Source organism: Chitinimonas arctica (genome assembly GCF_007431345.1).
Taxonomy (GTDB): domain Bacteria; phylum Pseudomonadota; class Gammaproteobacteria; order Burkholderiales; family Chitinimonadaceae; genus Chitinimonas; species Chitinimonas arctica.
Window position 1 is genome coordinate 4,227,193 of record NZ_CP041730.1, and the last position, 14,462, is coordinate 4,241,654.

6 protein-coding genes and 1 pseudogene are annotated in these 14,462 nt (G+C 61.8%); all 7 read left to right on the top strand.

Annotated elements, in window-relative coordinates; all coding sequences use genetic code 11:
* The first annotated feature begins 8 nt into the window (after positions 1-8).
* The 7 genes and pseudogenes from hslO to FNU76_RS19500 all read left to right on the top strand — a co-directional run bounded on the left by hslO (position 9) and on the right by FNU76_RS19500 (position 14,441).
* Complete coding sequence (gene hslO / locus FNU76_RS19470; RefSeq protein WP_144279738.1) at positions 9-884, top strand: Hsp33 family molecular chaperone HslO; 876 nt, start codon at positions 9-11, stop codon at positions 882-884.
* Positions 885-1,045: 161 nt separating this feature from the next.
* Complete coding sequence (locus FNU76_RS19475) at positions 1,046-1,552, top strand: Spy/CpxP family protein refolding chaperone (protein WP_179958199.1); 507 nt, start codon at positions 1,046-1,048, stop codon at positions 1,550-1,552.
* Positions 1,553-1,790: 238 nt separating this feature from the next.
* Entirely contained in the window at positions 1,791-2,468 is a 678-nt protein-coding gene (locus FNU76_RS19480; RefSeq protein WP_144279740.1) for a hypothetical protein, read from the top strand.
* Positions 2,452-3,186: a Fic/DOC family protein gene (locus FNU76_RS19485; protein WP_144279741.1), complete on the top strand. Its 735-nt coding sequence runs from the start codon at positions 2,452-2,454 to the stop codon at positions 3,184-3,186. The genes FNU76_RS19480 and FNU76_RS19485 overlap by 17 nt, the downstream gene beginning before the upstream one ends.
* A 472-nt stretch (positions 3,187-3,658) precedes the next feature.
* Positions 3,659-4,180, top strand: coding sequence for a hypothetical protein (locus tag FNU76_RS19490; RefSeq protein WP_144279742.1), 522 nt, complete (start codon positions 3,659-3,661; stop codon positions 4,178-4,180).
* 158 nt (positions 4,181-4,338) lie between these two features.
* Positions 4,339-4,707: pseudogene (locus FNU76_RS25440) on the top strand (M23 family metallopeptidase); the annotation flags it as partial.
* 182 nt (positions 4,708-4,889) lie between these two features.
* A complete protein-coding gene (locus tag FNU76_RS19500) occupies positions 4,890-14,441 on the top strand; it encodes a calcium-binding protein (protein WP_144279743.1) in 9,552 nt (3,183 codons plus the stop codon).
* The last annotated feature ends 21 nt before the right edge of the window (positions 14,442-14,462 follow it).

Genomic DNA, 14,462 nt, shown 5'->3' on the forward strand with positions numbered 1-14,462 from the left:
CCCACGCCATGAGCCTAGATACCCTGCAACGTTTTCTGTTCGATGCCGCGCCCGTGCGCGGCGAAGCGGTCCTGTTGGACGAAACCTGGCGCGAGGTGTTTACCCGCCGCGCCTATCCCAAGGTCTTGCAGAAGATCATCGGCGAGCTGATGGCCGCCTCGGCCCTGTTGACCGCCATGTTGAAGTTCGACGGTTCCCTGGTCATGCAGTTGCACGGCAAGGGCCTGGTCAAACTGATCGTGATCGAATGCGAATCCGATCTGACCCTGCGCGCCACCGCCCGCTGGGACGAAGAGGCGGAATTGCCGGATGTGCCGCTGGGCGAATTGCTGGGCGACGGCAAATTCGTCATTACCCTGGACCCGCGCGAAGAGGGCCAGGCCTACCAGGGGGTGGTCAGTTTGATCGGCAATAGCGTGGCCGCCATCATCGAACACTATATGCAGACCTCCGAGCAGCTGGATACGCGGCTGTGGCTGGCCTGCGAGGACGGCAAGGCCGCGGGTGTCATGCTGCAGAAGCTGCCGGCGGGGCAGGGCGATCCAAACGCCTGGCAGCATCTCACTACCTTGGCGGAAACCATTACCCCTGTGGAATTGGTGTCGCTGGCGCCGCAACAATTGCTTTACCGTCTGTTCCATGATGACGGCGTGCGCGTGATGGCCGAAGAGCGTCCGCATTTCGGTTGCCGCTGCTCGTTGGAGAAAGTGAGCAATATGCTCAAGATGGTGGGGCGCGAGGAGGCGGATTCCATTCTGGCCGAGCGCGGCCAGGTGGAGGTCGATTGCGATTTCTGCAACCAGCACTATGCTTTCGACGCGGTCGATGTCGCCCAGTTGTTTGCCACCGATGTGCCGATCGCCGCGAGCGACTCGCAGCACTGACACAGCCAGGCGACACGGATTTTGTAAATATCGGTGTCGCTGGCCGGCGGCCCTTACAGTCGCTTACATTCGCGATGGGCGCGAAATCAATGGTTTACCTCATGGACTTAGAGTGGCATCCATGCGCTGCACCCTGCGGCGAGACCAAGGAGAGCCGAACCATGAAATTGTTGCCCAGATTGATGGCGATGTCCCTGCTGACCGTCATGGTCGCCACCCAAGCCGCGCAGGCCGGCGAGCCCGCCGATGCCGCACGGCACGCCAGGCACGCCGGAGCGCATGGCATGCATGGTGATGGCATGTTCAAGGCCTTGGCCCGCGTCAAGGCCGAGTTGAAGCTCTCGCCGGCGCAGAGCGGTTTGTGGGAAGAGGCCGATGCCGCTACTCGCGATGCCCGCCAGGCCATGCGGCAAAACCACGAGCAAATGCGCGCGGCCATGCAGGCCGAGCGCCAGAAGGATGTGCTGGACCTGGCCAAGCTCGATCAAGCGATGAGCAGCCAGCACGAACAGGCGCGGCAGGGGCGTGAGGCGGTCAAGAGCAAATGGCTCGCGGTCTATGCCAGCTTGAGCGTGGATCAGAAACGGGTGGTCAGCCAGCATATCAAGGACCGCTTCGCCCGCATGGAAAAATGGCATGAGCGTAGGCGTGCGCAAAAGGCGCAATAGTCCGACAATCTACCCAACCGAACGGATCTGCCACTGCCCACCGCCGACTCTTGCCGGTTGGTGGGCTTGTTCGTTTTCGTGCGGATGTACCCAGTGCGTCTCTAGCGTGCATTTTTGACAAATGATGCCGGCCTTCCGGCAAGAGATGCTGCCGTAAGTAATTGACATAAATTGTAAAAATTGAATTTTGAAGGGATGGTGGTTAAAATTAAACGATCAGATGTGCCAGGAGTTCACCATGAAGCTTGAAGATCGGATGCGTCGTTCAATCCAGCGTCGTTCAGGCAACCTTGTGTTTCGTTCAGACCTTGCAGCGTTGGGGAGTCCTACGCAGGTGACTCATGCCCTGGGCGCCTTGGTGCATGAGGGGGAGCTTCTGCGTCTGGGAATTGGCATCTATGCCAAGGCAAAGCGCGAAGCCTATGGAGGGCGGGTGCGGCCGCTAGCGAGTCTTGAGACGATCATTCGAGAGGCCGCCCAAAGATTGGGGCTGGGACCGCATGGATCGGTATCCTCCGTGGCCGCTGGTGGGACTGAAGAGGCAATGCTGGTGATCGAGACCGACATGCCGCGGATTTCGCGCAAGCTGGTCATCGACGGGAAGATCGTGCAGTTCCGCAGCGCTCGGCGCAAGCTTCGAGACGAAGGGAGGCCTCAGCCATTGACTATTCCGACCGTTGGGGTCGCCCGCTTTGTGCAGGACCTCGCACATCGATACCAAGTGGTCTACGCCATCAATTCCATGGATCAATGGGCGGATACCGTCACACGCTTGGCTGGGGACGAAGTCAGGTCAGATCCTACCGAGGATCTCCTGGTTGCGTTGAAGCGTGCCGGGAAACTCTCCAAGAAGGATGTCGCGACACTGGCGGTCAATTACTGGAGGGAGCGCAAGCACGGTGTTCGATCCGTTTAAGAATTTCGACCAGGCGGGCTACCTGCAGAACCGGTATGGCGAGAAAGATCCGGAGATTGTTCGCCAGCTGGAGCACACACTGTTTCGAGCGGGGCTGGACGATGCTCTGGCCCATGTGGCAAAGCGACGAACGCTGTATTACAACGACTTTCTAACTGTTCATCGTATTCTATTCTCTGAGTTCTATCCTTGGGCCGGCGACGACCGTGCGGTGACGGCCCCCGACATCGCCGTTAAAAAAGGCGACACGCTGTTTTGCCATCCACTCGATTCAAGGCGGGCCGTGGAGGAGGGGTTGCGCATAGGGCAAGATAAAGCCGCTCTGCAGCAGCACTCAGGCGAGGTAATGGGCTGGTTCGCCTATGGTCACCCGTTTCTCGATGGAAACGGTCGTACGATGCTGATTATCCACAGTGAGCTTTGCCATCGTGCAGGCTTCTGTATCGAATGGCAGCGTACGCGCAAGGCGGACTACTTGACGGCGTTGAGTGCTGAAATCTCCTCTCCTGGACGGGGTCATCTGGACCGCTATTTGCAGAACTTCATCGGGGCATCGCGCGATCGCTGTCAGTGGGGAGGAGCCATTGACGGCATTCAGGGATTGGATGGGAGCATTGTCCAGGACACGGTGGACGGAGAATATTCCGATGCAAGGGTGGTGCAGAAGTACCAGCAGTTCGAGATGAACCGGAACCACTCGATTTCTGGACGACGCTGACCACCAATCAGGGTTGCCTCTGTACCGCCGCGCCTAAGTGTAATTTTGTAGCGCCTTCACAAGTCAAGCCGCGCCGATCAGCATAATTACCATCCGCACCCTTCGTGGGCGGCAGATGATTTTGGTAATCAATTTTGCTACCATCTCTCCTTACAAAAATATGCGCACAACGCCCGACGAGGCGGATTGAACGCGCAAAATGGTCAAAAATAACAAGGAGTAGGAAAAAATGTCGCGAACCCCACAGATACGTCTCTGCCACGTCCCAGTAACATCCTGAAGCTACTCTTTCCTACCGCCCTGAATTTATTTTCAGCGACGTAGCGCAGCCAGCGCTGCGCCGTGCTGGTCGGTGCGCATCGAACCGTTTTTGCTGGCTGTCTTGATCAATTTCAGGATGGCGGCGCGCGGACGCATGCCGGATGCAAAGGGGGAGCGCTGAATCGCGCCGCCAGGCGCCAAGGTCCATGCCGTGGCCTTATTCAGTGTTGCGCCAATGTGTCTTTCCGATGAATCAATTGGAAGGAATGGCTTGGCTAACTTTAAAAAACTGATTGGCTGCTCCCTGCTATTGGCGAGTTTATTCGGCCAAGCTCAGCCTATCGAAACGGCGGTGGCGGATACTGCCGCTTCAATCAAAAAGACCCCTTGCCCAAAAGGGGAATTCAAAGATTTTCTGCGTGCCTATTCCGAGGATATCCGGGTTCAACAGGCTTTCACGCATTTCCCGCTACGGAAGCAGCGTCTGGACTTGATGGCCGAACCGGAGCCCAAGCCGGTGCTCGAATCGCTGCGTGCCGACCGGGTCAAGTACCCCATTTTTCCCACGACGGCCGAGCGAAGATCCAAGTCATTGAATTTACGTATCGATCGGCTCGATGCCAGTCACGTCAAGGTCTCGCTGACAAAGCCGGATACCGATTACCAGGTGGTCTATCGCTTCAGCAAGGCTGGCTGCTGGCGATTGAACGCCATTGAAGATTGGTCGCTGTAAGGCGCCATCGGCGAAGCCTCGCCTGAATCATGAATATAAGAACGCAATAGATCAGCAAACGTCCTGCCGGTTGGTAGGTGGGACGGAGGCTTGTCTCAAAACGTGGTTACGTCAATCTCCGGAGGAAAGTAATGCCTTTTAATAATACGATGAACACCATGCTGCCATCCCAAAATGGGGTGAATCCGCATGTCACCGGCAATTATGGTGAAAGCCGCAGCGGCGGTCCGCACGGCGGTACGGATTTCAACTACGTGGGTGGCCAGACCGGCACCAACCTTACCCATCCGACCATCAACGCGCCGATCGATGGGACAGTGACCTTCGTGGGCGGCCAGTACGGCACCATCAAGATCCGCGATGCCGACGGCAATAGCCACGAGATTCTCCATACCAATTCGCAAAACGTGAGCGTGGGCGACCAGGTCAGCGCCGGCAATGCGATCGGTACCATGGGCGGCAAGGGCCCCAATGGCGCGAATCAGTATGCCCAGCACGTCCACTATCAGATGAAGGATCCGCAGGGCCGCCGTATCAGCCCGCAGGAGTGGTGGGATAACCACGATAGCGGCACGGACGACGGTGCCGGCGGCGCCGGAAATGGCGAGGGCGCGCCGGGCGGACCCGGCAGCGCCGGTGGCGCGGCGGGGCGGGCGGCTGCGTTCCGCCGCGCCGCGACCCTTTGGTGTTCGACCTCGATGGTGACGGCGTGGAAACCACCAGCACGCGCGATGGCACGATCATCCTGTTCGACCATGATGGCGACGGAATCAAGACCGGCACCGGCTGGGTCAAGCCCGACGACGGCTGGCTGGTGCTGGACCGCGATGGCAACGGCGCCATCGATACCGGCCGCGAGCTATTCGGCGTCGATACCCGCAAGCAGGATGGGCAACTGGCCAAGGACGGTTTCGATGCGCTCAAGGATCTGGATGCCAACCGCGATAACAAGATCGATGGCGCGGACACCGTTTTCGCCAATCTGCGCATCTGGCGCGACCTGAACCAGGACGGCATCAGCCAGGCCAATGAGCTGAGCACGCTGGACGCCAACAGCATCGTCTCGGTCGGGGTCAACTCCACGACCGTACGTACCGACCTGGGCAACGGCAATATCCAGACCGCGGCTGGTACTTTCACCCGTAGCAACGGTACCACCGGTACCACCGGCGAAACGGATGCCACCGTTGCCAACCTCGACCTGCTGGTCAATACCTTCTACCGCCAATATACCGACCATATCGCCCTGAGCGAGCAGGCCAAGGCGCTGCCGGCCCTGCGTGGTTCCGGCCGGGTGCGCGACCTGAGCGAGGCCATCAGCCTGTCCGCCGAGCTGGGCAATTGGGTGCAAGGCTACACCCAGCAGACCACCCGGCAGGGCCAGCTCGACCAGCTCGACGGCTTTGTCGAGAAATGGGCCAATACCTCGGATCTGAAATCGCTGCAGGCGCAAGCCACGGCGCTGGCGGGCCAGGGTGTCACGCTGGAATACAAGCTGGCCGGGCTCACGGCCGGTACGCCGCAATTCACGGATTTCGTGCGCAAGCTCGGCATCGTGGAACGCTTTATGGGCTTCACCTATGGCGGCGTGAGCGGGCAGGCGCGCTTTACCGTTCTGGACGCAACTTCGGGCCGGCTCACCGTCACCTTGGCGGCCGAACAGATCGCCAATATTTCGCTGGCTTATGATCGGTTCAAAACCGATATCTACGAATCGCTGCTGCCGGCGACCCGGCTCAAGCCTTTCGTGGATAGCCTGGAAAGCGCCTTGATGGCGGATACCCTCAGCTTTACCGGTCTCGAAAGCCAGTTCAGCCAGGCCATTACCGCCCGGGGCCAGCAGGGTCTCATCGACCTGGTCGAATTCGTCAGTGCTTATGGCTACGATAGGCTGGCCGACCTGGGCTGGGATGCAAGCGGTTTCCTGCTCGGCCAAATAAGAAAGGCGCCCGAACTGGCTGCCTTCTCGGCGGAGCTGAGCAGCTGGACGGTACGCCTGGCCGGCGCCACCGAGCACAATCTCAGCGGTTCTTCACGCTCGGACCTGCTGGTCGGTACCCGTGATGCCGATACCCTGTATGGCCGGAACGGTAACGATCTTTTGCTGGGGGGCAACGGCAACGACCAGATCATGGGCGAGAACGGCGCCGATACGCTGGACGGCGGCACCGGGAACGACCACCTCAACGGCGGCAACGGTGCCGATACTTATCTGTTCGGCAAAGCCTCCGGCCAGGATGTGATCAACAATAACGACAGCGATGCGGCCGGTACCCAGCCCGACACCATCCTGCTGGGTGCGGGCATCGTCCCGGCCGGCGTGACCCTGACCCGTAGCGGCGACAGCCTCTTCCTCAGCCTGAACGGCAGCGACGACCGGCTGGAAGTACAGAGCTATTTCAACCAGGATGGCAATTCCGCCTACGCCTTGGATCGGATCAAGTTCGCCGACGGTACCAGCTGGGATGTCGCCACCATCAAGCGCATGGTGCTGCAGTCCACCGACGGCAACGACACGCTGACCGGCTATGCCGGCAACGACACCCTCGTCGGCGGCGACGGCAATGACACCCTCAATGGCATGGCCGGCGATGACCAGCTCAGCGGCAATAGCGGCGCCGACAACTTGCAGGGCGGCGACGGCAACGATACCGCCGAGGGCGGCGTGGGTGCCGACCTGCTGTATGGCGGCAGCGGTAACGATGTTCTGCGGGGCAACGAGCACAACGACAATCTGCAGGGCGATGCCGGCAATGACACGCTCGAGGGTGGCAGCGGCAACGACCACCTCAACGGCGGTGCGGGCGCCGATACCTATCGCTTCGATATCGGCGGTGGCCAGGACGTGATCGGCAACCACGATAGCGACGCCTTCGGTACCCAGATCGATACCCTAAGGATGGGCGAGGGCATCTCGCCGGCCGGTGTCACCCTGACCCGTGGCGGCGATAGCCTCTTCGTCAGTGTGAACGGCAGCGATGACAGGGTGGAAGTGCAGAGCTACTTCAACCAGGATGGCGGGGGCAGCTACGTACTCGACAAGATCGCGTTTGCCGATGGCACCAGCTGGGATATCGCCACGGTCAAGCGCATGGTGTTGCTGTCCACCGACGGCAACGATACCTTGGCGGGCTACAGCGGCAACGACACCATCGCCGGCGGTGACGGCAATGACGGCATCAACGGCATGGCCGGCGACGATCAGCTGGATGGCGGCGTGGGTGCCGACACCCTGCAGGGTGGCGAGGGCAACGATGCCGAGCAAGGTGGTGCCGGCGCCGACATGCTTTACGGCGGCATCGGCAACGACTTGCTGCTGGGCAACGAGCACAACGACAATCTGCAAGGCGATGCCGGCAATGACACGCTCGACGGCGGTAGCGGCAATGACAACCTCAACGGTGGCGCGGGCGCCGATACTTATCGCTTTGGTCTGGGCGCCGGGCAGGACACGGTCAACAACCACGACAGCGACGCCTTCGGTACCCAGCCCGACACCATCGAACTCGGTGCCGGCATCACCCCGGCCGGGGTGACCTTGACGCGCAGCGGCGACAACCTGATCCTCAGCCTGAACGGCAGCGACGACCGGCTGGAAGTGCAGAGCTACTTCAACCAGGATGCCGCCGGCCCTTACGCCGTGGACAAAATCAAGTTCGCGGACGGCAGCAGCTGGGATATTGCGACCGTCAAAACGATGGTACTGCAGTCCACCGTCGGCAACGATACGCTGGCTGGCTATATCGGCAACGACGCCATTACCGGCGACGACGGTAACGACAGCATCAATGGCATGGCCGGGAACGATGCGCTCAATGGCAATAGCGGTGCGGATACGCTTCAGGGCGGTGAGGGCGACGACACCGTAAAGGGTTGGAGCGGTGCCGACCAGCTGTACGGCGGTAACGGCAACGACCTGTTGTCGGGCGATGAGCACAACGACAATCTGCAAGGCGATGCCGGCCAAGACACGCTCGATGGCGGTAGCGGCAACGACAACCTCAATGGCGGCGCGGGCGCCGATACTTATCGCTTTGGCTTGGGCGGTGGCCAGGATTCGATCAACAATCACGATAGCGACACCATCGGGACCCTGCTCGACACCATCGAACTGGGCGCCGGCATCACCCCGGCTGGGGTGACGCTGACCCGCAGCGGCGACAGCCTGGTGCTCAGCCTGAACGGTAGCGACGACCGGCTGGAAGTGCAGAGCTATTTCAACCAGGATGCCGCCGGCCCCTACGCCGTGGACAAGATCAAGTTCGCGGACGGCAGCAGCTGGGATATTGCGACCGTCAAAACGCTGGTACTGCAATCCACTGCCGGCAACGATACGCTGACTGCTTATGCCGGCAGCGACACGCTTGCCGGTGGCGACGGCAATGACAGCATCAATGGCATGGCCGGCGATGACCGGCTCGATGGCGGCAGCGGTGCCGATACCCTGCAGGGCGGCGAGGGCAATGATGTCGACCAGGGTGGTACCGGTGCCGACCAACTGTACGGCGGCAACGGCAACGATGTTTTGTCGGGCAACGAGCACAACGACAACCTGCAAGGCGATGCCGGCAATGACACGCTCGACGGCGGCAGCGGCAATGACAACCTCAACGGCGGCGCGGGCGCGGATATCTATCGCTTCGGCCTGGGTTCCGGGCAGGACAGTCTCGGCAATCACGACTCCGATGCGGTGGGTACCCAAGCCGACACGATAGAACTGGGTGCCGGGATCACCCCGGCCGGGGTGACGCTGACCCGCAGCGGCGATAACCTGATCATCAGCCTGAACGGCAGCGACGACCGGCTGGAAGTGCAGAGCTACTTCAACCAGGATGGCAACGCCGTGTACGCGGTGGACAATATCAAGTTCGCCGACGGCGCCAACTGGGATATCGCCACCGTCAAACGCATGGTGCTGCAATCCACCGAGGGCAACGATACGATGATCGGTTACGCCGGCAACGACAGCATCGCCGGTGGCGACGGTAGCGATGCCCTCAATGGCATGGCCGGTGACGACCAGCTCGATGGCGGCGTGGGTGCCGATACCCTGCAGGGTGGCGAGGGCAACGATACCGAGCAAGGCGGTGCCGGAGCAGACCAGGTTTCCGGCGGCGCCGGCAACGACCTGCTGCGGGGCAACGAGCACAACGACAACCTGCAAGGCGATGCCGGCAACGACACGCTCGACGGCGGCAGCGGCAATGACAACCTCAACGGCGGCGCGGGCGCGGATATCTATCGCTTCGGCCTGGGTTCCGGGCAGGACAGTCTCGGCAATCACGACTCCGATGCGGTGGGTACCCAAGCCGACACGATAGAACTGGGCGCCGGGATCACCCCGGCCGGGGTGACGCTGACCCGCAGCGGCGATAACCTGATCATCAGCTTGAACGGCAGCGACGACCGGCTTGAGGTGCAGAGCTACTTCAACCAGGACGGCAACGCCGTGTACGCGGTGGACAATATCAAGTTCGCCGACGGCACCAACTGGGATATCGCCACCGTCAAACGCATGGTGCTGCAATCCACCGAGGGCAACGATACGCTGATCGGTTACGCCGGCAACGACAGCATCGCCGGCGGCGACGGCAACGATACCCTCAATGGCATGGCCGGTGACGACCAGCTCGATGGCGGCGTGGGTGCCGATACCCTGCAGGGTGGCGAGGGCAACGATACCGAGCAAGGCGGTGCCGGCGCCGACCAGGTTTCTGGCGGCAACGGCAACGACCTGCTGCGGGGCAACGAGCACAACGACAATCTGCAAGGCGAAGCCGGCAACGACACGCTCGACGGCGGCAGCGGCAACGATAACCTGACCGGCGGCAATGGTGCCGATACCTACTTGTTCGGCAAGGGCTCCGGCCAGGATAGCCTCAACAACCACGATAGCGACGCGATCGGTACGCAGGCCGACACCGTCCTGCTGGGCAGCGACATCACCCCGGCCGGCGTGACGCTGACCCGTACCGGCGACACCCTGGTCATCAGCCTGAACGGCACCGACGATAAGCTTGAAGTGGCGAACTACTTCAATGCGGATGGTGCGTCCGCCTACCGGGTCGATTTGATCAAGTTCGCCGACGGCACGTCTTGGGATTACGCCACTACCAAGAGCAAGGTCGTCCCTGTTACCCCGGCCGCCAGCATCACGATATCGGGCACGGCCGCCAATGAACTGCTGAATGGTGGTTTGGGCAACGATACCCTGTACGGTCAAGTCGGCAACGACACGCTGGATGGTGGCGCCGGTAATGACCATCTCGATGGCGGCGCCGGCAACGATACCTTCCTGTTCGGTCGCGGCGCAGGCAAGGATGTCGTCAATGCCCATGACAGTACCGTCGGCAAGCTGGATACCGTGGTGCTGGGTGCAGGCATCCTGGCCACCGACATTCTGCTGGTCCGTGAAGGCGATGCGCTGGTCCTCGGCATCAAGGGCACGTCCGACAGCCTGCGGGTCAACAACTACTTCAACCAGGACGCGGCAGGCGGCTACCAGGTCGATCGGATCAAGTTCGCCGACGGCAGCAGCTGGGATGTGGCGGCGGTCAAGGCCAAGGTGCTGGAGGCCAGCAGCGAGAACGACACGCTGTACGGTTATGCCGGTAACGACGCCTTGAATGGTCTGGCCGGTGACGACCAGATTTCCGGCAAGGCCGGCAACGACACGCTCGATGGCGGTAGCGGCGAGGATCGCTTGAACGGCGAAGACGGCGACGACCAGCTGTTGGGTGGTAGCCAGAACGACACCTTGGACGGCGGCAACGGCAACGACCAGTTGCTGGGCCAGATCGGCAACGACACCCTGTACGGCCAAGCCGGCAGCGACACGCTGGACGGTGGCGCCGGTAATGACCAGCTGGACGGCGGTGCCGGCAACGACACCTTCCTGTTTGGACGAGGCGCGGGCAAGGATGTGCTGAATGCCTATGACAGCATTGTCGGCAAGCTGGACACCATCGAACTGGGCAGCGGCATCACGGCTGCGGATATCCAGCTGGTGCGCGAAGGCGATGTGCTGGTCCTGAGCATCAAGGGCACCTCGGACAGCCTGCGGGTCAACAATTACTTCAACCAGGACGCGGCAGGCGGCTACCAGGTCGATCGGATCAAGTTCGCCGACGGCAGCAGCTGGGACGTAGCGGCGGTCAAGGCCAAGGTGCTGTTGGCCAGCAGCGAGAACGACACGCTGTACGGCTATGCCGGCAACGACGCCTTGAACGGTCTGGCCGGCGACGACCAGATTGCCGGCAAGGCCGGCAACGACACGCTCGATGGCGGCAGTGGCGAGGATCGTTTGAACGGCGAAGACGGCGACGACCAGTTGCTGGGCGGTAGCCAGAACGACACGCTGGACGGCGGCAACGGCAACGACCAGTTGCTGGGCCAGGTCGGTAACGACACGCTGTCCGGCCAAGCCGGCAACGACACGCTGGACGGTGGTGCCGGTAATGACCAGCTGGACGGCGGTGCCGGCAACGACACCTTCCTGTTCGGCCGCGGCGCAGGCAAGGATGTCGTCAATGCCCATGACAGTACCGTCGGCAAGCTGGATACCGTGGTGCTGGGTGCAGGCATCCTGGCCACCGACATTCTGCTGGTCCGTGAAGGCGATGCGCTGGTCCTCGGCATCAAGGGCACGTCCGACAGCCTGCGGGTCAACAACTACTTCAACCAGGACGCGGCAGGCGGCTACCAGGTCGATCGGATCAAGTTCGCCGACGGCAGCAGCTGGGATGTGGCGGCGGTCAAGGCCAAGGTGCTGGAGGCCAGCAGCGAGAACGACACGCTGTACGGTTATGCCGGTAACGACGCCTTGAATGGTCTGGCCGGTGACGACCAGATTTCCGGCAAGGCCGGCAACGACACGCTCGATGGCGGTAGCGGCGAGGATCGCTTGAACGGCGAAGACGGCGACGACCAGCTGTTGGGTGGTAGCCAGAACGACACCTTGGACGGCGGCAACGGCAACGACCAGTTGCTGGGCCAGATCGGCAACGACACCCTGTACGGCCAAGCCGGCAGCGACACGCTGGACGGTGGCGCCGGTAATGACCAGCTGGACGGCGGTGCCGGCAACGACACCTTCCTGTTTGGACGAGGCGCGGGCAAGGATGTGCTGAATGCCTATGACAGCATTGTCGGCAAGCTGGACACCATCGAACTGGGCAGCGGCATCACGACTGCGGATATCCAGCTGGTGCGCGAAGGCGATGTGCTGGTCCTGAGCATCAAGGGCACCTCGGACAGCCTGCGGGTCAACAATTACTTCAACCAGGACGCGGCAGGCGGCTACCAGGTCGATCGGATCAAGTTCGCCGACGGCAGCAGTTGGGATGTGGCGGCGGTCAAGGCCAAGGTGCTGTTGGCCAGCAGCGAGAACGACTCGCTGTACGGCTATGCCGGCAACGATGCACTGGCTGGTCTGGCCGGTGACGACCAGATTGCCGGCAAGGCCGGCAATGACACGCTCGATGGCGGCAGTGGCGAGGATCGCTTGAACGGCGAAGACGGCGACGACCAGTTGCTGGGCGGTAGCCAGAACGACACGCTGGACGGCGGCAACGGCAACGACCAGTTGCTGGGCCAGGTCGGTAACGACACGCTGTCCGGCCAAGCCGGCAACGACACGCTGGACGGTGGTGCCGGTAATGACCAGATGGACGGCGGTGCCGGCAACGACACCTTCCTGTTCGGCCGCGGCGCAGGCAAGGATGTCGTCAATGCCCATGACAGTACCGTCGGCAAGCTGGATACCGTGGTGCTGGGTGCAGGCATCCTGGCCACCGACATTCTGCTGGTCCGTGAAGGCGATGCGCTGGTCCTCGGCATCAAGGGCACGTCCGACAGCCTGCGGGTCAACAACTACTTCAACCAGGACGCGGCAGGCGGCTACCAGGTGGATCGAATCAAGTTCGCCGACGGCAGCAGCTGGGATGTGGCGGCGGTCAAGGCCAAGGTGCTGGAGGCCAGCAGCGAGAACGACACGCTGTACGGTTATGCCGGTAACGACGCCTTGAATGGTCTGGCCGGTGACGACCAGATTTCCGGCAAGGCCGGCAATGACACGCTCGATGGCGGCAGTGGCGAGGACAGGCTGAACGGCGAGGACGGCGATGACCGGCTTCTGGGCGGTAGCCAGAACGACACGCTGGACGGCGGTAATGGCCACGACCAGTTGCTGGGCCAGATCGGCAACGACACCCTGTCCGGCCAAGCCGGCAACGACACGCTGGATGGTGGCGCCGGTAATGACCAGCTGGACGGCGGTGCCGGCAACGACACCTTCCTGTTTGGACGAGGTGCGGGCAAGGATGTGGTCAATGCCTACGACAATACCGCCGGCAAGCTGGATACCATCGAACTGGGCAGCGGCATCGCGGCTGCGGATATCCAGCTGGTGCGCGAAGGCGATGTGCTGGTCCTGAGTATCAAGGGCACGTCCGACAGCCTGCGGGTCAACAGTTACTTCAACCAGGATGCCGCGGGCGGCTACCAGGTCGATCGGATCAAGTTCGCCGACGGCAGCAGCTGGGATGTGGCGGCGGTCAAGGCCAAGGTGCTGTTGGCCAGCAGCGAGAACGATACGCTGTACGGCTATGCCGGCAACGACGCCTTGAACGGTCTGGCCGGCGACGACCAGATCTCCGGCAAGGCTGGCAATGACACGCTCGATGGCGGTAGCGGCGAGGATCGCTTGAACGGCGAAGACGGCGACGACCAGTTGCTGGGCGGCAGCCAGAACGACACGCTGGACGGCGGTAATGGCCACGACTTGCTGCAAGGCCAGATCGGCAACGACACGCTGTCCGGTCAAGCCGGCAACGACACGCTGGATGGTGGCGCGGGTAACGACCAGCTGGATGGCGGTGCCGGCAACGACACTTACCTATTCGGCAAGGGTGCCAACGCCGATGCGCTCACCAACTACGACTCGACCGGTCTGGACAACGACAAGGTGGTGATCGGGGCGGGCGTCCGGGCCGACCAGGTCTGGCTGCAGCGCGTGGGTAACGATCTGCAGCTGATGCTGATCGAGACCAACGACAAGCTCAATCTGCGTAACTGGTATAGCGGATCGGCCTACCACGTCGATAGCATCGAACTGGCGAGCGGCCAGCGTCTGCTGGAAAGTCAGGTGGATGCCATGGTCTCGGCGATGGCGGCATTCGCGCCGCCTGCGCCGGGCGAAAGCGCCTTGCTGCCGGAGTACCAAGCGGTCTTGAACCCGCTGATTGCCGTCAACTGGAAGTAAGCTAGACGGTAATAACTGAGC